This is a genomic window from Clostridium manihotivorum, assembly GCF_004015185.1.
Taxonomy (GTDB): Bacteria; Bacillota; Clostridia; order Clostridiales; family Clostridiaceae; genus Clostridium_AR; species Clostridium_AR manihotivorum.
Genome location: NZ_CP025746.1, coordinates 978,110 through 1,000,993, shown reverse-complemented (window position 1 = coordinate 1,000,993; position 22,884 = coordinate 978,110). Strand labels below are relative to the sequence as shown.

The 22,884-nt window shown below is 30.8% G+C and carries 18 protein-coding genes and 5 tRNA genes; 4 read left to right on the top strand and 19 right to left on the bottom strand.

All coding sequences use genetic code 11. The annotated features are described in order from the left end of the window. Positions 1-116: 116 nt before the first annotated feature. The 6 genes from C1I91_RS04475 to C1I91_RS04450 all read right to left on the bottom strand — a co-directional run bounded on the left by C1I91_RS04475 (position 117) and on the right by C1I91_RS04450 (position 6,297). Positions 117-1,262 carry an ABC transporter permease gene (locus tag C1I91_RS04475; protein ID WP_128211507.1) on the bottom strand — a complete coding sequence of 382 codons (1,146 nt, stop codon included), beginning with the start codon at positions 1,260-1,262 and terminating at the stop codon, positions 117-119. A 1-nt stretch (position 1,263) separates the two neighbouring features. Further along, a complete protein-coding gene (locus tag C1I91_RS04470; RefSeq protein WP_128211505.1) occupies positions 1,264-2,382 on the bottom strand; it encodes an ABC transporter permease in 1,119 nt (372 codons plus the stop codon). An 11-nt stretch (positions 2,383-2,393) separates the two neighbouring features. Then, a complete protein-coding gene (locus C1I91_RS04465; RefSeq protein WP_128211503.1) occupies positions 2,394-3,329 on the bottom strand; it encodes an ABC transporter ATP-binding protein in 936 nt (311 codons plus the stop codon). A 159-nt stretch (positions 3,330-3,488) separates the two neighbouring features. Further along, positions 3,489-4,115: a response regulator transcription factor gene (locus C1I91_RS04460; protein WP_128211501.1), complete on the bottom strand. Its 627-nt coding sequence runs from the start codon at positions 4,113-4,115 to the stop codon at positions 3,489-3,491. A 12-nt stretch (positions 4,116-4,127) separates the two neighbouring features. After that, entirely contained in the window at positions 4,128-5,240 is a 1,113-nt protein-coding gene (locus C1I91_RS04455) for a sensor histidine kinase (protein ID WP_128211499.1), read from the bottom strand. A 349-nt stretch (positions 5,241-5,589) separates the two neighbouring features. After that, the gene (locus C1I91_RS04450; protein WP_128211496.1) at positions 5,590-6,297 is read right to left on the bottom strand and encodes a DUF3298 and DUF4163 domain-containing protein; all 708 of its coding nucleotides are present in this window, start codon (positions 6,295-6,297) and stop codon (positions 5,590-5,592) included. Positions 6,298-6,565: 268 nt separating this feature from the next. Here C1I91_RS04450 and C1I91_RS04445 point away from each other — a divergent pair, with 268 nt between their 5' ends. Together C1I91_RS04445 and C1I91_RS04440 are read left to right on the top strand one after the other, a co-directional pair. Further along, entirely contained in the window at positions 6,566-7,483 is a 918-nt protein-coding gene (locus C1I91_RS04445; protein WP_128211494.1) for a polysaccharide deacetylase family protein, read from the top strand. Between the two features lie 132 nt (positions 7,484-7,615). Further along, entirely contained in the window at positions 7,616-8,533 is a 918-nt protein-coding gene (locus C1I91_RS04440; RefSeq protein WP_128211492.1) for a polysaccharide deacetylase family protein, read from the top strand. A 131-nt stretch (positions 8,534-8,664) separates the two neighbouring features. Here C1I91_RS04440 and rluF read toward each other — a convergent pair whose 3' ends face one another. From rluF to C1I91_RS04425, 3 genes are read right to left on the bottom strand one after another with little or no spacing between them, the layout of a single operon-like run. Next, positions 8,665-9,441, bottom strand: coding sequence for a 23S rRNA pseudouridine(2604) synthase RluF (rluF, locus tag C1I91_RS04435; RefSeq protein WP_128211490.1), 777 nt, complete (start codon positions 9,439-9,441; stop codon positions 8,665-8,667). 21 nt (positions 9,442-9,462) lie between these two features. After that, the gene (locus C1I91_RS04430) at positions 9,463-10,503 is read right to left on the bottom strand and encodes an anti-sigma-I factor RsgI family protein (protein ID WP_128211488.1); all 1,041 of its coding nucleotides are present in this window, start codon (positions 10,501-10,503) and stop codon (positions 9,463-9,465) included. 48 nt (positions 10,504-10,551) lie between these two features. Further along, the gene (locus C1I91_RS04425; protein ID WP_164880437.1) at positions 10,552-11,166 is read right to left on the bottom strand and encodes a class D sortase; all 615 of its coding nucleotides are present in this window, start codon (positions 11,164-11,166) and stop codon (positions 10,552-10,554) included. A gap of 530 nt (positions 11,167-11,696) precedes the next feature. Between C1I91_RS04425 and ispF the strand changes: the two genes are divergently transcribed. Next, positions 11,697-12,164 (top strand): 2-C-methyl-D-erythritol 2,4-cyclodiphosphate synthase, encoded by a 468-nt coding sequence (gene ispF / locus C1I91_RS04420; RefSeq protein WP_128211484.1) that lies wholly within the window; start codon positions 11,697-11,699, stop codon positions 12,162-12,164. A gap of 146 nt (positions 12,165-12,310) precedes the next feature. Here ispF and C1I91_RS04415 read toward each other — a convergent pair whose 3' ends face one another. The 10 genes from C1I91_RS04415 to C1I91_RS04370 all read right to left on the bottom strand — a co-directional run bounded on the left by C1I91_RS04415 (position 12,311) and on the right by C1I91_RS04370 (position 22,089). Next, positions 12,311-12,688: a response regulator gene (locus tag C1I91_RS04415; protein ID WP_205694280.1), complete on the bottom strand. Its 378-nt coding sequence runs from the start codon at positions 12,686-12,688 to the stop codon at positions 12,311-12,313. Next, on the bottom strand, positions 12,663-13,724 hold the full coding sequence (locus C1I91_RS04410; protein WP_164880436.1) for a sensor histidine kinase: 1,062 nt from the start codon (positions 13,722-13,724) through the stop codon (positions 12,663-12,665). Before C1I91_RS04410 ends, C1I91_RS04415 begins: the two co-directional genes overlap by 26 nt. A 123-nt stretch (positions 13,725-13,847) precedes the next feature. Then, positions 13,848-18,896, bottom strand: coding sequence for a pullulanase X25 domain-containing protein (locus tag C1I91_RS04405; protein WP_164880435.1), 5,049 nt, complete (start codon positions 18,894-18,896; stop codon positions 13,848-13,850). 526 nt (positions 18,897-19,422) lie between these two features. Beyond that, a complete protein-coding gene (locus tag C1I91_RS04400) occupies positions 19,423-19,776 on the bottom strand; it encodes a hypothetical protein (protein WP_128211478.1) in 354 nt (117 codons plus the stop codon). A 1,015-nt stretch (positions 19,777-20,791) separates the two neighbouring features. Next, positions 20,792-20,867, bottom strand: a tRNA-Lys gene (locus tag C1I91_RS04395). A gap of 5 nt (positions 20,868-20,872) precedes the next feature. Continuing rightward, positions 20,873-20,946 (bottom strand) — tRNA-Gly (locus C1I91_RS04390). A gap of 56 nt (positions 20,947-21,002) precedes the next feature. Then, positions 21,003-21,077 (bottom strand) — tRNA-Gln (locus tag C1I91_RS04385). A 120-nt stretch (positions 21,078-21,197) separates the two neighbouring features. Next, positions 21,198-21,272, bottom strand: a tRNA-Gln gene (locus C1I91_RS04380). Positions 21,273-21,277: 5 nt separating this feature from the next. Beyond that, positions 21,278-21,354, bottom strand: a tRNA-Arg gene (locus C1I91_RS04375). A gap of 60 nt (positions 21,355-21,414) precedes the next feature. Continuing rightward, positions 21,415-22,089, bottom strand: a complete 675-nt coding sequence (locus tag C1I91_RS04370) for a hypothetical protein (RefSeq protein ID WP_128211476.1) — start codon at positions 22,087-22,089, stop codon at positions 21,415-21,417. 206 nt (positions 22,090-22,295) lie between these two features. Here C1I91_RS04370 and C1I91_RS04365 point away from each other — a divergent pair, with 206 nt between their 5' ends. Continuing rightward, entirely contained in the window at positions 22,296-22,697 is a 402-nt protein-coding gene (locus C1I91_RS04365; RefSeq protein ID WP_128211474.1) for an HNH endonuclease, read from the top strand. Positions 22,698-22,884: the final 187 nt, after the last annotated feature.

Here is a 22,884-nt window from a genome sequence, read left to right as displayed (position 1 = left end):
ATTATATATAAACACTTTTTGACAAAAAAGTCAACTTACACAGAACCGTAAGTCGACTTTTTATTCTTATATTCCTATATTTTTACGATATTTTTTAACCAGCTTATATTTTCTATTTAACCTACTGAAGTCATAGCTTTTTGTGAACTTCTCATTCTATATGCTGCTACCACTAGGAATGCAACTGTAAACAAAATCAATACTACAAAGTTCATTCTTATATCACTAAGATGGTTACCGTTTTGAAGCTTCTGTATTCCATCAATAACCCATCTCTGTGGTGTAAAGAAGGATACTTTCTGAACTGTTTCTGGCAATAGCTTTGCTGGAACGAAGCAGCCTGAGAACATAGCAGTGGCTGTGACTATTAAATTTGAAAAGGTTCCATAGCTTTGAGAATCATTAAACAATGCTACACATAACATTCCAAAGGCAACTGATACTACGCTTATCATAAGTAGCAGTAAAAACATCGACATAATGTCAACGCCAGTCTCTATATTAAATACATACTTGAGGCAAACCAATATTACAATTACCTGAATAGCTAAGAAGATCATATTAGATAATATACTGGCAAAAGTATATTTTATTGAGGAAATTGGAGCGGTAAATATCCTTGAATAAGTGTTTTCTCTTTTCTCCTTTAATATTAATCCAGATATTGTTATAGATCTTACCATCATGTAATATATCATGAATCCTATACTTGCTTCTGTTACTGATAACCCAGAGCCTATATCTTTTAATGGTGTTTTCTCAAGCTTTACAGCTCCGTCTTTTGCTTCACTCACCATACTATAAAACTTATTCTTATCTCCTGAGGAAGCCTTGGCTAGATCATATAAGTTTTTAGTTTGAAAGTCTAGTACACCTTTTATATTATTAGATAAACTATTAGCTTTTGCTGAATATACTGTAGCACCGGTTGAACTTCCAGCTATAATATCCTCTTCAAAATCCTTTGGTATGGATATAGCTACAAATATATCATTTTGACTAAGCTTTTCTTTTATATCAGCAGCATCTTTGACAGTTACTATATCTACCTGAGTCATGTTTTTAACATTTTCTATAACTTGCTTTGATACTTTTGTATTATCGTTATCCATAATTCCTACTCTTAGCACACCTTCTGACACACTATAAAGCTTCATGAATACCAATATTATTAAAGCTGGAACTAAGAGCTGTATTAATGATTTAGGTGAATCAAATATTAACTTCAAATTTTTCTTTACTAAAACTATAATTTCGTTCATTTTAAGCTTCCTCCCCTCTTATAACAAATGGTACAATCATCAATATAATGGATAAAGACAAACATATTATTAGTGTTGTATTAAACTTAGAAAAATCATTGTTAAAGGCTATATTTATTATAGTTCTATTTACCCATCTTATCGGTGATGCCTTAGTTGCTAAGTCTAAAGCAGCATTTACATGTTCTCCAATATACATATATCCACCACCTAAGAAGGTCATAGCTGGAATTATTACTACATTTAAAATCATCTGCCCTGTCTTTTCTTCCTTAAACATAAAGCCTAAACATACTCCTAAGGAAGATGCAAAAAGATTTAAAGCTAGCATTATGGCTATAATGCTCATAAGATGATCTCCCCAGTAAACTTTAAGTACAAAGGTTGCAAATAAAAATGCTGGGATTAAAGTCACAAAGGTTATTATAAAGGTTGCTATTATCTTAGTAAAAACATACTCTACTCTTGACATACCTGAGACTATAGTTCTTCCTTCTATCTTCATATCTCTACCTATAACTACCATGTAAAATCCAAACATAGAACCATACAAGGTCATCATAGTTATTTCTACTATTCCATAATAATCGAAGGAGGTGGTTTGTCTTCCTATCTCCACTTTACTTATCTTTGTATAGCTTTTAGAAAAATCATTATCTACATTTTTAATAGTATCTGGAGCAAACTTTACTATAGCTCCATAAACTCCATACCTTTCAGCAATTCCTTGCAATCCTCCCATAACTATATTTACTGATATATTATCCTTCTCGTTCTTGTAAACTTGTATATTGTCACTTTTAAGTTCTATTAATATATTGTCAGAATCTTTTCTTACTATCTCCTTACCTTCATCTATGCTACTTGCCTGCTTAAAGGTCACTTTACCATCCTTTTGTTCAGTCTTAAACTGATCAAATATATCCTTTGTATTCTTAGAGCCATTATCTACATAAACTATATTTAACTTGTCTAAGTCCACATTATTATCAAATGTATTAGCGAGAGCACTGCCTAATATAAGCATGAAAATTATTGGAAATACAACCATTGATATTACGCCTGATCTCTCTTTAATTGAATTTAATATGGTATATTTTATATGATTTATAATTCTCACAAAACTCCCCCCTAATCTCTAAGCTTTCTTCCAGTAAGACTTAAGAACACAGTTTCTAAATTTATCTTTTTATATTCAATATTTCTGATTGCCATATCCTTATTACTAAAATAACTGATTATCTTATCCAAATTATTTATTTCTCTTAAAGAATTTACTGTGATCTTCTGATCACTTATTTCAAAGCCCTTAACCCCTGGTATTTCTCTTAATTCTTCTTCAACCAATTTTTCTAAACCTTCTACTTGGATATCAAGACTTTGGGTATCTGATACTATAGATATTAGTGATTCCTTTGTTCCTTCTGCAATTACTTTACCATGATCCACTATCACTATTCTTGAACAAAGCTCTTCAACCTCTTCCATATAGTGAGAAGTATATATGATAGTGCACCCCTGCTTATTAAGCTCCTTAACCGACCTTAATATATGATTTCTAGATTGAGGATCTATACCTACTGTTGGTTCATCCATTATTATTAGTTTTGGCTTATGAGCTATAGCGCAGGCTATATTAAGCCTTCTTGCCATACCACCAGAGAACTTTTTAGCTTGAGTTTTCCTATGCTCTAGAAGTCCTGTAAACTCTAAAGCTTCTTCCACAGCAGCCTTTAATGCCTTGCCTTTCAATCCATATAAGCCTGCAAAAAAGCTAACATTATCCTCTGCACTCAAAGCATTATATATAGCAAGACTTTGTGGGACTAATCCAATTTGGCTTTTTATTGAATTTTCATTACTTTTGAAGTCCTTGCCAAACATTTGTATATCTCCTCTTGTTGGCTTTAATAATCCTGTAATCATATTTATTGTAGTACTCTTTCCTGCACCATTAGGTCCAAGTAATCCAAAAATCTCACCTTCTCTAACATCTAGTGAAAGATTATCTACAGCTACGTAGTCTCCAAATCTCTTTGTTATGTTTTTGATATTTAATATATTCATTATAAAAACTCCCTTCGAAATAACAATTTATTTAATATCGCTTAACGATCTCTCAACTTGTTACTATATTTATATTATAAAAAAACCTTCCCTACAGCATCAGTAGAGAAGGTCATAACTTCATATGACTTTTGTCATATTTATAGGATTAATCTTACATTACTTATATCCTTTTATATAGTAGATGGCAATTTGTGTCCTATGGCTTAGTCCAGTTTTATTTAATATATTAGTTATATAGTTTTTTACGGTACCTTCTGATATAAATAACTTAGAGGCTATCTCTTTATTGGATAACCCTTCAGATATTGCTTTTATAACTTCTATTTCTCTTTCGGTAAACATAGAAGTATCAATCTGTTCTCTGTCACTCACCATATTTTCTTTAAACTTATTAAATACACTTTCCTCCATTACACTATTTCCACTTGCTACCAACTTTATGGTATTAATTATCTTATCCGGAGGATTATTTTTTAATATATATCCACTAGCACCATTTCTTAATGCTTCCTTTATATATTCATCTTCGTCAAAGGTTGTAAGTATTATGACCTTTGACGAGGTCTTACTTATTATCTCTCTCGCTGCCTCTACTCCATTCATAACAGGCATTCTTACATCTAGTAATGCTATATCTATTTTATTTTTAATACATATATCTAATGCTTTTAATCCATTCTCAGCAACGTCTATAACTTCTATTTCCTTATCCATAGATAAAATTATTCTTAAACTCTCTCTTATTAATGCGTCATCATCGCATATTAAAAGTCTTATACTCATAATATTTCCCCTTTATATTGGTAATAATAAGGTCACTACAAAGCCATCACTACCATCAAAAAGTGCATTCCCACCGCAATCTATGCACCTTTGCTCAATGCCAATTAGCCCCAAACCTTTTTTTATATTATCTATACCTATTCCATTATCCTTTATAAATACTCTTATAACCTTATTTAATACATCAATATTTACCTCTATCCTAGAGGCATTAGAATACTTAATTGTATTAGTAAGACTCTCTTTAATACTATCTAATATAATACTCCAATGGTTGTACCTTATCCTATCTAAATCTCCTGTATAAATTAACATATATTTCAGTTCTGTTCCTTTTGTACACTCCTCCAAAACCATCTTTACTCTATTTATGCCTAACTGTTCAGTGGCTGGTTTAATCTTTCTTAAGGTAATTCTTATATCATCCATGCCTTCTCTCAAAACTTTTATAGAGTTATCAAGCATCTCAGTAGCTTTATCACTATCAACCTTCAAAATATACTTTGCTGCTTCTAATTGCATTAAACTTGCGGCTATAGTATGTCCTATTTTATCATGCATTTTCTGGGATAGAGAATTTCGTTCTTCTAACTGAGTGGTATACTGAACTTGTTTCTCATGAGCTCTCAAATCATCTATTTCCATAGAATACTTATTATTCTTTTCTCTAAGAATATCATTTTCTTCTAACAATTGCTTAACTCTAAAAAAGTAATTGGTAAACATAGAATCAAAGATAACTAGAATAAAGATTATGAATAAATATGTAGGATTAATGGCTTTGTTTATATTAATAATTACTATAGTCAATATTGATATTACAGGAAACATAACTTTATTCATCTTAAGCCTGTCCACAATATCGTATATAGAGCAAGGTATTAGCAATACAAAAGAATAATTTATATAGTAACCTAAATACAAAATTATAATTATTGAAATTATCGATATACAAAGAGAATATTTGTAATCAAAAAGCATAAAGTACATTATGCTAGATATACAATAAAGAAGTACTGGAACAACTATATAAAATGAAAACTTTGCTTCCTCTATATAGCTATAGATAGCATAAACTATAATTAAAATCCTAAGCATTAGCAAATAGTCACTTCTATTTTTCAAACTATTCTTCTCCTTCTTTAGTGATTTTTTTTGCGCATCTGCCTTTTCTGAACGTATGTGAAGAATTTCTGGCAGGCGACACACCTTCTCTTTTTTATTATTCTATTTTAACATTTAAGCCGTATATACATGCTTATACACAACTTTATCTGAAGTTTAATTTTATAAAGAATAAAATATGCCGCTTCATCTAGCTACCTCTTAACTTATGAAGCGGCACAGCATTAATACATATTTTGCCATACTACTATTATATTATCTATTACAACTTGCTTCAACAATATTATGTAATTATAATTTTGTTGAAATTAAGTGACTAAACAAGAGATGCTATACCTTGCAACGCCTGTTATTGAAACTTATATAATAATCCATCTTGTAGCTGAGAAAATGGTATATGAAACTCTCTTATACCAGCTACATATGGAGCTATTTCATATAATTGAAACACTATAACTATTCCATTATTATCTATATAGAAGTCTTGTTTATTCTTTATGCCTTTAAACCCATTTTGATCTTGAAAATATTCATCAGGCTTTTTAGCAATTTCTTGTTTAATTATGTTATTTATCTTAGTTTGATAATCATATCCATCTTTAAATAGTTCGAAAAGTCTTAATCTCCTACCTTTAACAAAGTCATAATTATATGTATTTCTTGTAGTCAATCCGTGAGCCCCTCCTGTGAACTGATAGTAATCCACTACTAAGCTCACAAAATCTTTAGTGTTATACGGAACTTTATAAGTTGTATCTAAAGAATAAGGCCTAAAATCAACTCCCTTACTTTTCGACTCTGCTTCATCTTGCTTTGCAAGCTCAACTATATCTTTCTCCCAATCAGTTATATCTCCCTCTATAATACCATTAAACTCCTTAATATTATTATTACTACTATCACTAATGAAAGGAATCTTAATATTTATAGTGCCGTAAGATTTGTTTTCATTAATATCTCTCTCAGAAAACTTATATCCACTTTCTACAATAGTCATTCCTGTCATAAGTACACATAGTAGTCCAATAAAAATCGATTTTCCTGCCTTCTTTATCATAAATTAATTCCTCCTTATACCTTTGATAATATTTTATCCACAACATCAATAAGTATAAGCATTGCAACCATAAAACCCACAAAATTTAAACAACTTATCCACAGGCGAATGTGGATAGTGTGCACAATTTCCATTTTATGTATTTTAAAGAATATTATCAAAGCTTTTTTGGAATAATACTATTTATTAATCACATATTACCAAAAAACACAGTATACATAAAAGCATATACTTTTTACTTATCCTATATATAAGAAGGTGACTTATTGTGAATAATAAAAAAAGTGTAATTCTTAAATTAACTATAACATTTATTATTCCACTAATACTAATGGTATCATTACTATCATTGCAGAATGCTAATTATAACCCATTGTCTTTACTTAGTTTCAATACTTTTAAATTATTTAATAACACAAAAATGACAAACAATCACGTAAATGAAAAAAGTGCAAATTCTAGTACCAACCTATCTTCTAATGATAGTTCTGCAGCAAAAGCTTTATCAAAATCACAAATCAGTTATGGAATACCAGTTTTATGTTATCATGATGTAAATCCTACTGTTGGTAATGAATTATTGCTACATCCAAATAAGTTTAGAAAACATATGCAATATCTAAAAGACCATGGATATACCACTTTAAGTATGGACCAACTATATTCATTTTTAAAAGAGGATGGAGCACTTCCAGAAAAGCCAGTAGTTTTAACCTTTGACGATGGATATGTTGGCAACTATACATATGCCTTTCCAATACTAAAAGAGTTTGGATTTAAGGCCACTATATTTATCATAAGTGACTGCATAGATTTAGGACCTTACATGACCTCTGAGCAAATTAAGGAAATGTCTTCCTATGGCATAGATATAGAAAGCCATACAACAAATCATTGCGATCTTTCAAAAATGTCTTTAAAAGCTCAAACTACTGATTTAGAAAAATCCAAAGAAAAACTTGAGCATTTGATAAATAAACCTATTGATTACCTCGCTTATCCTTATGGGAAATATAATATGAATACAAGAAAGGCAGCCGCCGCTGCTGGTTATAAGATGGGGTTCAGTATTCATGGTGCTCTAACTGATAAAAAGGATAATCTATATAATTTAGATAGACTTTACGTAAGTAATAACAATTCAATGATCGATTTTATAAGAATATTATCTACAAAAAGTAGATAATATTGATATTTGTTATAATTAAGCATATTATGTTATAATATACCTAGCAAGTAAATTTATATTTACTTCTATACTTATATTTTAATCTTAAAGAAATTTACATAATACCACTATAAATGAGGGACAGATTATATGAATAAAAAGAATATTTTTTTATGGATAATATGCTTAATTCTAACTATCGCCATAGTTTTCGTTGTATTTATTGGCGAGTCTATGAGAAAATCAACAACTTCGGATTCTTCACAGACAAAAAAGAACGAACAAGCTACTAATTCTACTAAAGAGACTAGTACTCCAGTAAAAACTGATGATGCTAATAAAGCAAATAATGCTCCAGTGGCACCAAAGAATAGATTTGACGGCTTAAAGCTAACAAATGCTGATAATGGTATTCCAGTATTATGCTATCATGAAATAAATAACAACAAAGGCTCAGATTTGTCTTTAGATACAACAACTTTTGCTGCTGAAATGAAATACCTTAAGGATAATGGTTATTTTACTTTGACAATGGATGAATTGTATAGCTATATGAAGGAAGGTAAAGAAATACCTGAGAAATCGGTAGTACTTACTTTTGATAACGGTTATTCCAGTACTTATACCAATGTATTTCCAGTACTTAAAGACCTTAATTTTAAAGCTACTATTTTTGTGCTTAGTGATTCAATAAATACTGATAATTACTTATCAACTGCTCAAATAAAAGAACTTTCAAACAATGGTTTAGATGTAGCAGTCCACATTGGTGATAACTCTAATATTTCAAAGTTAAGCCTAGATAAACAACTATCTACTTTAAAGCAATCGAAGCAATCTCTAGAAGGCATAATAAATAAAGGTATAAATTTTGTTTCATATGGATACAGCAACCCTACAGAAAATACTAAAAAAGCTACTGAACAAGCTGGATTCAAAATGGCCTTTAACATACAAAATTCATTAGCGGATAAAAAAGACAACATATTTAATCTAGATAGGTTTTACATAGGCAGTAAAACAACATTAAATGATTTTACTAATATCTTAAATTCCAAGAAGAAATAGTACAAGCCATTTAGTAACCATCTACCTATAAAACTTTATGAACAAAATCCCTGCATAAAAAGGTTATTATACCTCTTTAATACAGGGATTTTACTTTTACAAAAAACTTATAGATTTTGTGTTGATTTTTGCTATAGGGAAGCCTCCTCAGTCTTTATAGACTCAGATATTAATTTATTTATACCAGAAATCTCTTTTGAGGTTAAGTTTCTCCATTGTCCTATTTTTAATCCACCAAGATTAATATTCATTATTCTTATTCTTTCTAATTTTGTAACCTTATACCCAAAATACTCACACATCCTTCTGATCTGCCTGTTCAATCCTTGTGTAAGTATTATCCTAAATACATTCTTCCCCTCTCTCTTTACATAACACTTTTTTGTTACTACCCCTAGAATAGGAACGCCTCTTGACATGTTAGATATAAATTCATCATTTATAGGCTTATTTACAGTGACAATATATTCTTTCTCATGATTATTTCCAGCTCTTAAAATCTTATTAACTATATCGCCGTCATTGGTAAGTAGAATTAAACCTTGAGAATCCTTATCTAATCTTCCAATTGGAAATATTCTTTTTTCATGCTTTACAAAATCCACAATATTTCCTTTAACCTTCTTTTCAGTAGTACAGGTTATTCCAACAGGCTTATTTAAGACAATATACACTAAATCATTTTCTTTTTTTATCGGTTTCCCATCGATTAGCACTTCTTGCCCAGCACTTACCTTAGTTCCAGTTGTAGCTTTTTCACCGTCAATAGTAACACGTCCTTGCTCTATTAACTTATCAGCCTCTCTTCTAGAACATATGCCTGTTTCACTTATATATTTATTTATCCTTATATCTTCTTTTTTCTCATGATGGATAATCTGATTTTTTTTTCTTAAGTCCTGCTTCATTACAAATTCCTTTCGAAAATACTATTGATCCTTTTCTTTAGAATATTCTATTTTCTTTTCGTCGCCCATATTATTTACAGTTACATTAATTTTATCATTTTTTTTGTCTTTATTATTGTCTTCTATATACTGCTCCAACTTCTGAAGATCTGTATTATCTAATTTATGTCCAGAAATCACTATTAATATATCTTTATTTGATAAAAATTTCTGTTCATTCAGATACTGAAAAAGCTTAGCAACTCCATCATCTACGCTGTCATATTGAATATTTAAGGAATCGAGGATTTTTTGATTGTTAGCATTTTGAGAATAAGCTTCGCTTATCTTCTTAAATCTATTTATTTCTAAAATCATCTTAGAATTCGAATTAATAACTAAGGTTGTGTAATTTTCATTGTATATGTAGAGAGCAGTTGAGCCAATGAGGACCATAAAGAAAACTACTGCAGCTATGATTCTTTTATAGTATTTAAACCCTCTTTTCTCATATCCACTTAGTTCTTGTCCTATTTTTTTATCTGACTCATTATTCTTAATACGCTTAAACTCTCCTGTAGAAGTTAATATATCAGAATAGTTCTTACTACCTTTTAATGATATTCCTATATGCTCCTTACTTGTGTCCTTTGATTTATTAACTATGGATAAGCTACTGCTTCCATCTTCTTTTTCTTGTATATTCAAATATTTTTTCAACTCTAAATAATTTGAATTAGAAAGCAATAATACATAACTTATTAAGTAGTCTCTCCAGTTTTCTATAATACTCCTTGATGCACCTATATACTTAGTAAGTTTTGAAATTGGAAGTTCTCTTTTAGATACTAATTCTTGAAGTATATCTCCATTTTGTACGATAAAAAATGCTATATTTAACAAGTAATTTCTTAACTCATACTTAGGTGTCTTGTTTACTAAACTTTTACTTGTAACTTTATACAGCCTTAATTCTCTAATGAACAATGCCATTTGCTTTCCATAAGAAATCTTATTTTCCCTAACTACTTTTATTTTAGGTATGGATAAAAAAATATATTTATCTTTGTAAAAAGGATTCATACCTTATATTCCTCCAACTTCATAACTTAAGTGCATTAATCTTATACTCTATTTCTTCAAAGCACCTTTTACAATCAGCCTTTGCTTTGCTCCAACAGTACAAGTAACCAACGTAATAGTTTCATCCTTTGTTGGGCTTAATACATCTACTTCATCAGGATTTACAATAAAACTTTTGGTCACTAAATAAGTAAACTCTTTATCTTTGGTCTTTACAATTATTTCATCATTCTTTTGAAGTTTATCCAGATCTTTAAAATATTCCGCATATGTAAAGTTTCTATGGCCAGCCAAACATAAATTACCCTTTTCGCCTGGTAAAGCTGTATTCTCAAAATGTCCAACAGCATACCTTAATAAATCATTTCCAGTCCCCTCTCCCACAGCAACATTTATATCTATCTTAGGAATTATAAGTATAGCTATCGGCTTAACCTTGCTTACTTCAGGATCTTTTTGAGCACTAGAATCTTTAGGGGTAGAAGACTTATCGGCAGACTTAGTATCTTTATCTGTATTGCTATCAACCATACTTTCAAATGATGCCCTAAGCTCAGCTTGTCTTTTATGGGCCGTATACTTCATATAAATAGTTGCCCCTATCAATGATATTCCACAAACTATTAGAAGCACTGCAACTATATTAATAATTTTCTTTTTCATACACTTCCCCCTAATCATTTTTATAAATCAATCATATAATATATTATAACATAGAGTTACTCCTAATTTTAATGCCACATATAACTAATTAATATAGGATTTTATTTAATTTAATTTTTCTTAATATTCTTTCAATTTTATGCTATAATAGTATTATAAAATATTCTAGTGAGGTGATACCATGAAAAATAATATAATATATGTTGATTTCGTCCTAAAAAAGAAAGTCATTACCTCAGAAGAGTGCAAAATATCATTTTTTCACAAGATACACCTAGGACTTAAACGGATATTTTCTGGAAAATCTAATTCAAAAAAATATGTATCTACTGTATATAAAACAAATAACATTTTATAATAGCGTTTTTGTAAACGTTTATACCACCTGCAACTCTAGATATTAGCCTATAGCTGAAACCTTGTTTCACTGATGTAGAGATAATTATTAGTAAGCTAATATTTTAAGCTTATTACCTTATAACAGCTTTTGTGATAAAATACTATTCATAAACGAATATGAGGTGATAAATATGAGAATAGGCACAGGTTACGATGTGCATAAGCTTGTAGAAGGAAGAGAACTTATAATTGGCGGGGTAAACATTCCGTTTGATTTAGGATTACTTGGTCATTCAGATGCTGATGTATTACTTCATGCAATTATGGATGCACTATTAGGAGCTGCAGCACTTGGTGATATAGGTAAGCACTTTCCCGATACAGATATACGCTTTAAAGGGGCTTCCAGCCTAAAGTTACTTGCAGAAGTAAGACTTTTACTAGAAAAACAAAACTATAAAATAATAAATATAGATTCAACTATAATTGCTCAAAAACCTAAGTTAGCACCATTTATTTATGAGATGAGACAAAATATAGCTTCCGTATTAGGTATTTCTTTAGACCAAATAAATATTAAAGCTACTACCGAAGAAGGTCTGGGATTCACTGGAAAACTTGAAGGTATTTCCGCTCAGGCAGTATGTCTTGTTGATTAGTATGCTCACATAAATCCCTAATGGATCTTGTATATCATTATCGTAGGGATTTATTTTTTTATTCTTTATAAAATTATATTTTAGTATACCTTAGGTAAAGTGGCAAAAAGCTATGTGTAAAAGAAAATCGCTTTAGCAAATTTTTTTTATTCTATACTTATGCCCAAATATTCACAGGTTTTTATAAGTAAGTATTCAGGGTCAAAAGGCTTGGTTATATACATATCTGCACCTAACTCAATGCCTATATTTACTTCTTTTTCTTGAGCTTTTGCTGTTATAATAAATGTTTTAGTCTGCTTTTGACACTCCATGGAGCCTAATCTTCTTAGCAGTTCATATCCATCCATATTGGGTAGACTTATATCTAATAATATCAAGTCTACTGGAACTTTCTCTATAAATTCCAATGCGGTCTCCGCATCTCCAGCCTCATATATATCAATATCTTCTAGTTCCTCAAGAGTTTGTTTTATCAATAATCTTATATTATTATCATCATCTACTATTAACAACTTTTTCATAATATTCACCCTCAAATTTTTTTATAGGAATAGTAAAATAAAAAGTGCTCCCCCTAGAAATCTTACTATCTACCCATATCTTACCTCCATGCTTTTCAACAATTGCTTTACATATCACCAGTCCTAAACCTGACCCCTGTGGTTTTTCAGAACCACTAGGAATTTGCTCAAATCTCCTAAAAATCTTTTCGTAGTACTGTTCTTCTATACCTTTTCCAGTATCCTCAACACTTACTAAAACTTCATTTTCATTGTATAGTGAAGCTCTGCAAACTATCTTACCTTGCTCGGTAAACTTTATAGCATTAGATAACAAATTAATTATTACCTGCAATATCTTATTTTTATCAATATATACTAAAGGAACATTACTACTAATCTCATCATTTAGTTCAATATCTTTATTTTCTATGAGAGAATATGATATTAATATTCCCTTACTTATTAATTCTCTTAAATCTGTTTTCTCTATATTCCAGTCAACCTTATCTGACCTAAGCTTTGAAAAATCTAGTAAATTATTTATAAGCGATGTCAATCGTTCACTTTCAGATATTATTATCTCTATATTTTCACTTATCTTATTAATCCCTAAGATAACTTTATCTACCTCCCCAGCATTGCCTTCGTTATTAGAATCATTTTTATTTATGTATGGAATAACTATCTTATTGAGTCTTCTGCTTATTATTTTTGCAAATCCTATAATAGATGTTAAGGGAGTTCGTAGCTCATGAGAAACATCTGACAATAATTCAAAATGGTTTTCTTCAGTTTGCTTAAACACAAGTAATTTATTAATGGTTTCCTCTTGTTCACTTATTATGCCTTCCAACTTCTTAATCGCTTTTCTTTTTGAATAAAAATTAACTATAAATATTATTATTGAACCAATTAATATATCACAAAACAATATATCCTTAATCAAATGATTATTAATTCTACTTATATACAAATAAATAACTCCAATTAAAATTACTTGTAAAACTACTATTAAAGATATTAATTTAAGCCTATTTTTTTTGTTGTCGCTCATAAATACCTCCATAAGTCATAATAAGTAAATAAACTTTATTTATATACCTATTTACATGAAAAGGGGCAGTCTTAATGACATGCCCCTTCATTTTTTCTATAATGTAATTTTAACTCATATAAGCTACTTATTCAATGGATTTTTTCTTCTTGTTACCATTAATGTACCTATAGCTATAACAACCATAGCTAGTATTATTATAGAAAAGCTTGAAACTCCTCCAAGTTTACTTATTTGACTTACTCCAGTACTTGTTGAAGGTTTATTGTTGTTGTTTGAGTTAGAATTCACACTGCTATTTGAGCTACTAGAATTATTTCCTTGATTAGTATTAGAAGTATTACCACTTACTGCACTACCATTGTTTGAGCTGTTACCACTTCCTGCTCCATTTCCAGTAGTAGTTCCAGTGTTATTACTTCCATTTCCATTGTTGCTTCCAGTATTGTTGTTTCCACTGCCTGTATTACTACCGCCATTACCATTATTTCCGCTGTTTCCATTGTTGCCTGCGCTATCATCTACAAGCTTCTTATCTGTAATTAAGTAATCGCTACAATGTGTTGTTTGGAAAGAAACATATCCATCTTTAACAGTACTGTCACCTATAAGAATTAAGTTACCATCCTTATCTATATAATATACATAAACATTTTTATCATTATACTTGCTATCAATCTTTTGCTTAATAGTTACATTGCTTTGGAACTTACCATCAGGCAGATTATTATCTATTCTTAATTCAATTGCCAATTCTGGTGAGTACTTAGCTTTTATTGCCTTTAAAGCATCTTGATTTTGCATATTAGGATAGCTTTCAAATATCAAACCAGTAAGACCAGAACTGATTAGCAAATCTTTAATCTTACTTGGTTCTTCAATAATTAATGAAGTGTCTCCTCTTTGAATAACAGGCTTAACCTTATTTTTAGCTGCTGCGTCAAATATAGCTCTTGTTACTTCTTCTACCTGGCTAGATACAACTACCTCTTTTCCGGCATTGTCTTGTTTTGATAGTTCCGCAACAACTTCTTTATCACTTGAAGGCACCTTTTTCTCTTGCACTGTAAAACTAGGATCATATGCATCTTTTAATGCATCTTCGTTAATCACAACATTCTTAACTTCATCAACAAGAATTACTCCACCTATAGCTGGCACTTTTACTGTAACCTTACCATCAACTACTGTATATACTTCTTGTTTATTTAAGATATTTGTTAACTTAGTTCCATCCTTTATTCCCTTAGCATCTAATGTAAGCTCTATCGGAGTTGTTTTTCTATTAGCAACCACTAAAGCCTTGTTGTCATCATTTGTTCTAGTAAATGCTATTACGTCGTCTGCATTAGCTTTATCTACATTGATTGAGTTTATATCTCCAGTTCTAAGGACACTATATGCATTTCTTACATTAGCCAAAGTAGCGTACCATTGTACTATATCCTTGTCACCTTTTCCCCAAATCATTCCTCTTCTATTATCTGGGTCATCAGCTCCTACCATTCCTGCTTCGTCACCATAATAAATACATGGTGCTCCTGGATAAGTCATCTGTAAGAATGGTACAAGTCTTAATTTTTGTTTAGCTTGAGCTGTTGCTTCTCCAGCTATTCCTCTTTGTCCCTTTTGCCATCCATCTAAAGCAGAAAGAACTCTTTGAGTATCATGAGAATCAACTAAATTTAGCATAGCTTCAAAAGCTTCACTTGGATACTGTTCTCTCATCTTTTCTAATTCCTTTACAGAATCAGCTGCTGAAGTAACAGTCTTATTATCATCCTTTGTTCCCTTCGCAAAGTCTAAAACTGCTCCTCTAAATCTATAGTTCATTACAGAATCGTACATATCTCCAAGTAAATATCTTGAAGCATCTGTCCAGATCTCGCCTATTATAACGTTATCCCCCTCTGACTTAACTGCCCCTCTAAAATGTCTCCAAGTCTCATCTGAAACTTCATTAGCAACATCAAGTCTCCATCCGTTAGAACCTTGTCTTAACCACATTCTAGATATAGCATCTTGACCATCAATTATCTCATTAGCCCAAGATTTAACTTGATATTCTGAACCATTTAAAGCTTGTATAACTGGCATTGAATCATATCCCCACCAGCCTTCATAGTTATAATGCTCAGTTGGTAAACCTACATCTACCTTGCTATTATTAACTATAAACCAATCTTTATAGTGTAAGTCAGTTATACCCATAGCTGCCAAATCTGCAGTTACTTGCTTTTCTGCTTCCTGTTGAGTAACACTCTTAGAATTCATAAGATCATATACTCTTGACCAATATTGATATGCTCCTATAGGCTTATTCTTAGACATATACTTGTCATATCTATCAAAATATACTGAGTCATCAGATACATGATTAAATACTCCATCTAAAACAACATGCATGCCTTTTTCACTAGCTGCTTTAGTAAGGTTAGCAAAATCCTGCATATTACCAAGTAATGGGTCTACCTTTGAATAATCTGTTGTATCATATCTATGGCTTGAAATAGACTGTCCTACTGGGTTGAAGTAAAGTATAGTAACGCCTAAAGCTTTTAGATAATCAAGTTTCTTTTCTACCCCTTGAAGATCTCCGCCATACATTTCATTACTCCAATTACCATCACCTACTGTACCTTTATATTGAGGATTTATCTTAGGATTTCCGTTTTCATCTTTTATTACGTTTCCATCCTTATCCTTTAGATACTCTAGCTCAGGATCTTCAGTAGTATTATACCAATTTGTATAGAATTCATATGGAGTCATTCCCCTTGAAATCTTCTGTAGGAAGTCGTTACTGTTATCTCCATTAAAGAACCTATCTGGGAATATTTGATATACAACACCGTTTTTCATCCAATCTGGAGTTTTAAAATCTTTCTTATATACATTTAAACCATATTCTAGAACTGAAGATAAATCTCCTACTTTTCCTAAACCAAAATAACCATCATCATCACTATAAGTCTTTACATCAGATCCATTTGATATAACAAAGTAATAAGTATATTGACCTATTGTGTTTAAATTTAGTTTTATTGTCCACTTATCGTGCTTTTCATCGAAAGCACCCTTCTTAGTCATTTCATATTTATTTATTCCATCTGGCCCTTTTAATATAAGTTTAGCTTCTGTCAAATCATCTTTTGCAGCCTTTAAATTAAAGGTTAAATCTTCCCCTTCTTTTACTGCACCAAAAGGAAGCTTATAGCTAGAGTCCTTTGAATCAAAAGAAACCTCATCTTCATTAATCTTTACTGAAGCTGCATCATTAAATATAGTCTCAGTTATTGGGTCAAAATTAATAGTTACTAGCTTATCCTCAGCAAGATTTATTGCATTAACATTATATGTCTTTCCTTCGCACTGAACTACTAGCTTATCATGGACACCTTTCTTTAGGCTAAGCACTGCAGAATATATTCCCTTATAGTCATTATCTTCAAGCTTAACTTTTTCTGTAAGTTCTGGTCCGCTTATATATGCATCTACCACAGTATAGTTAGTAGAATCCACTACAAAATGGCTATCATCATTGTAGTAGAAAGTAACATCTCCTGCTTTAGATACGGTTAGAGGAATATTAGAACCATCCTTTACAGCCTTCTGTCCATAGTTCTCAGTCCAACCTCCCATAGCTACCTTATACTCATAGCTGCCTGAAGGAACATCTTTTATTGTAAGTTTATACTTACCATTACCTACATAATCCATCTTTGTTTTATCTGATCCAGGTGTCCAAGCTGACTCACCTGCAGCAGTCTGGATAGTTCCTGCTATAACCACTTTTCTTCCTGAAAAGCCTGGGAACTTGTAAAGTGAATTATCATCTTTAACTTCTGTGTTGCTAGGATCCTGAACCCAGTTTCCATCAACAATAAACTTATACTCTATATCTTTAGCCTGATCCCCTACTCTTACAGAGGTTGACCAAATACCATCATCATCTTTAGTCATTTTGATTTTATTATTTTGCCAATTAGTTATACTTCCTACTAAGTAAACCTCTTTTGCATCAGAACCTTGATATTGAAACTTAACTGTACCATTATCATTTAATGTAGGGCCACTAAGCTTCACTGGTGGTTTAGGTGCATCTTGAAGACCTAGCAACTCAGCTACTTTTGAATAATTGCTTATTGAGTCATAAACTGTTTTATTCTTTTCATCAGCAACAAACACTACGTATTTTCCTGAACTAGGTATATTGATAGCCACATTCCCTGATGCAGGTAGTCCACCATCATCCCAGGAATAATTATTAACTATCTTATATTGATAGTCTCCTGCAGTAGCAAAATATCCAGAAAATACAAATAAACCATCTTTGCTTAAAGGTTGCAACTCCCATCCTGTTGCATCAACCTTCCAGTTTACAGCTTCTCCACCATTTCTTATTGTTCCTATAATAGATGGATTTTTTGAATATTCTTTAACAAGAACATCGTTACTAGCATATCCTTGTAAATAATCTGCTATAATTGTTATTTGATTTGTACCTTTAGGTATGGTTACCTTTACATTGTCGCCAACTTCACCGTTGCTCCACGCCCCATTGTAAGCCACCTTGTACTCAAGATTATATTCATTGGACTTAGCAGATTCCTTTATATTAAAGGTTTTCTTATAAACTCCTCCACCTATATAATCAAGTTTAAAGTTGTCATCAGTAGTATCCCATGACTTACCATTTTCTAAAAGATTGTCTATATTACCTGTAAGTATAGCTTTAGTCTTAAACTGATCTGCATTATTTATAGAATCGTATAATTTCTTTTGTTTGTAATCAAGTCTAAAGTACACTTTACTATCTTTGTCCAACTGTAGCTTTACATTACTTCCACCCTGAGCACCATCTTTGCCATAGTTCTCATCAAAAGCTTTATTCATAGCTACTTTGTACTCATAACTTCCTGCCTTAAGATCTAATGAAGTCTCATATATACCATTTTTATATTCCTTCATTAATCCCTTAAGATTAGCTGGATTCCAATTATCTGGCGATTTATCACCGAAAAAGTCACCAACAATTGTAGCCATTGCATCAGCAGCTACGCTAGCCTTATCCTCTGCTATTGCTGGCTTTACGTAAATGTTGCTAAACATAGTAACAAATACTGTCAAACAAGCAAAAAAGCTTAGAACTTTGTAATACTTTTTCCTCATACTATCCCCCCTTATATTTATGCAACCGATTGCATTTTTAACGAAATCGTTTGCATTACAATTTATATTATACATCTTAATAAAAATAATTCATTTATGGCTTTTACTGAATTATATGCATATGTTTTGTGACTTATTCCAAATCATTCCTTTACCTCTTACTTTTAAGCCATCCTCCTATCCACAGTTATGGTTACTAAAGCATATTATAAGCATTAAATTAACTTCACCACAGTGTTCTAACAGCAAAAAAGTCACTGAAGTGCCCTTCTTCAGTGAGCTTTTTTACGCATCTGCCTTTCCCAATTTATATTAAGAAAATCCGGCAGGCTAATAAGACTTTTTTACCGTTCACCCTAAATAGCCACTCTAAAGCCTTGATATTACTAGACCTAGAGACCCTAAAATTTTATACTTCACTATACATTAAAAAGTTAAAGGTGGCACATAAAAATGTACCACCTTTAACTTTTCATTTGCTAATACTTAGGCTATGTTTAAGAATATTGTTGAAAAGAGCCAAAACTTAAAATGTTTCTAAATGATCTTTTCTGTTCTCTTGCTTCTCCAACAAGTTCTTAAGATTCTCTTTAGGCATATTATCTCCATTATTCTTTATATAGCCTGCGCTGTTTATCATATTATCAATTATATTCTGCTCTTCGTCTTCTTTATAATTGTCGCCGTAAACAATCTTATCTTTTAATGTATCTATCTCTCTTTTTCTAGCATTTTGTATCTTTTCTGTATGTTCTAATTGATCATCAGATATTATATCTAAGTTTTGTTCTAGATGTCTTTCTGTTCTTGTATACTTCTCTACTGTATCAACTATCTGATCTATTCTATTCTCTATTTCATGTCTTCTTCCATCATTCATAAATATTACCGTTGACAAAACCTTATAAAACTCTATAAAGTTCATTCCTTTTTCGTTGAACCCAATTTTGTAAACTCAAAAGAGTAAACTACTTTTGTTTGATATAGTTCTCCAAAGGCTTAAATTCCCGTAAAACGCACGGTACATATTCGTAAACGCTTGTTAGTGCTTAGTTTACGAAGTGTCAACATTCTCCTTTCTTAATATTTATCAAATTAATCTTTATCTCTCCACACGGTGTTAAACACCCTCACCATTCTACTGGATGACTACATCACTTTCGCAATGTATGGGAATCACAATAAACCACCGACCTCAACGAAATGAGGACTTTATAAAAAATTATCATAGTTTATAATTTTTTATTAGTTTTCTTTAACTGTTACTAGCCTCCTTACAAGATTTTTAAAATCTTTGCTTGTTGATAATTGGATCGGTTTCTTAAATATATATAATATTAGATTTATAAAGAAACCTTTCACTAAATATATTTTATGTATAACCGACTCAATAATACTTATAAATAAATTCATGGTTTATTTATTTTAACCTTAATAAGAATCGCTAGCCAATTTATATTACTTTTTATCATTTTAAAAGTAGTGTTGAGGCAATTTCTTAAGGTTACAGGCCTTATGTTAAAGTAAAAAGTATAGATTTCCCATATAGTAGAACTATCAAGAGAACAAAGTATATCAATTCTCTCACAAAAAAGCTAACCTTACTTTTTCTAGAACCATATCTAGATCTAATTCTATATACACAAAAAGAAATTAGTAAAAATAATAAAATCAAATTTATATATATGAACATACTCACACCTCGATTTATGATTTTGTAATATAATACCATTTAATGAATGTGATTACAATTTAATCTTATGTTTTCCTACGAAAAAAACAGGCTTTTCTATTATTCTTTTTCAGGTGCTTTAGATTTCAATAATACTTTCTACATAAAAAAACTTTATAAATGCGTATAAAACAAAAAAATCATAATCTATGATTATGATTATTGGTGCACCATCAGGGACTCGAACCCAGGGCACCCTGATTAAGAGTCAGGTGCTCTACCAACTGAGCTAATGGTGCTTATATGGAGCGGGTAGTGGGAGTCGAACCCACCTTTTCAGCTTGGAAGGCTGGAGTATTACCGATATACGATACCCGCATATTTACTAAAATTATTATATCTACTTTTTAACAACTTGTCAACAAAAATTTAAATGGCTGGGGTGGCAGGATTCGAACCTACGACTGGCGGAGTCAGAGTCCACTGCCTTACCACTTGGCGACACCCCAACAAATACATACTAATATTATCACTTTATAATATATTTGTAAATATATTACTTGATTTACTTATACGTAAAGTTGTGTTTTATAAATTAATAAAAACAAACAGCACGGCATAGCGTGCTTTGGCTGGGATGGCAGGATTTGAACCTACGCATGATGGAGTCAAAGTCCATTGCCTTACCGCTTGGCGACATCCCAAAATATGGTGCGTCTTAAGGGATTCGAACCCCTGGCCCACGCCTTAGAAGGGCGTTGCTCTATCCAGCTGAGCTAAAGACGCATTTCAAACAAAAATTATTATATTATATATTATACCAATTGTCAACATATAATATTCAAATTAAACTATTTCTGTTAAATCTCTAGTTAATATCAATTTAAATTTTTCTGCTTTTTCGTTGTCCTTATGCACTTCATCGCACAACCTAAGCCAACTAGCCTCATCCATACCTATCTTTTTTTCAAAGTCATCTTCACTATCAGTTTGCAGATTAGTATTAATAACAAACTCTCCTAGTTCTGCTGCTGATGCAAACACCTTCATATATAAAAATGTATCTATATCACCTAACCAACTCATATTGAATTCTCTAGCAAATTTTTTTAGTTCCTTCATTATATTAGCGCTAGGTACATCCCACAAACTTCTTACAAACTCTACTTGCTTTTTCATAACATTTGCTTCTTCTTTAGTTAATTTTCCACTGACTAGTCCCTCTGATATAATCTTCATAACATTTAATTGAGAAAATTCAGAAATATTTTTGTATTTTCCTTCTATCCATTTATAAAACGCCTCTGGTAATAAACAATATTGTATATATCCTAACAACATCTTAACTTTAGGTATAGGAGTCCAAACGCTTTGGATTCCAGATTTTCTAGTAAAAATAACATAATGCATATATACAGTTTTCTCTGTTATCGGTTCATCCTCAAATATTCTAGACTTTAGAGTCTTATTACTTCTTATTAACTTATCCCAATAATCTATTGAATTATAAGTTACAATCATTTAATCACTCCCTCTATTTATTTGTAAACCTTTTCTAATTTTATTATATTCCACACTACTTTTTAATGCAATGTTTTAAAAAAATTAGTTAATATTTTTTTAATTTCCACCTATGCTATAGTAAGGCAACCTTTCAACAATTATGTGCTTGATTGTAATTATAGTTCATGATATTTTATAATTATAAAACATATAGGAGGAACTCTATGTATTGCTGTGAAGTATGTGGTAAATCAGCAGATATTCATCATATAGTCTACAAGAGTGAAGGTGGACTTGACATAAATCTAAACTATAAATATTTATGTCATAATCATCATCGAGGAAAAGATGGGCCCCATCGAAATAACATAATTAATCTAAAATATAAAGTCGAAATGCAAGAAAAATTAAGTTCTATTCTATATAAAGATTATTACACCTTTAATGAACTTATTAGGGTGTTAAATATAAATACTAATTGTCTTAAAAAACTTGTTAAGAATATAAAGTTATTTAAAGAAGGCTATAAAACTGACGATATTATCTTTAATATAATGGGTAAAAAAACATATAATTCAGAGATGATAGAAGATTGTTTATTAGAGAAAATGTTATCTAACTATTAAAATAAGTAGGATCATTTATTAAATGATTCTGCTTATTTTAAATTTTGGCGCTATTAGAGTACTGTGTTGAAATTAAGTTGTCAGTCATCCGATACTTAGATGAGCTTGCGCAAAGAATTAATATGATTTTGTCAAAGTACTTTATAGAAATTAATCATAGTTTAAATATCTTATAAAAAACAAAAAA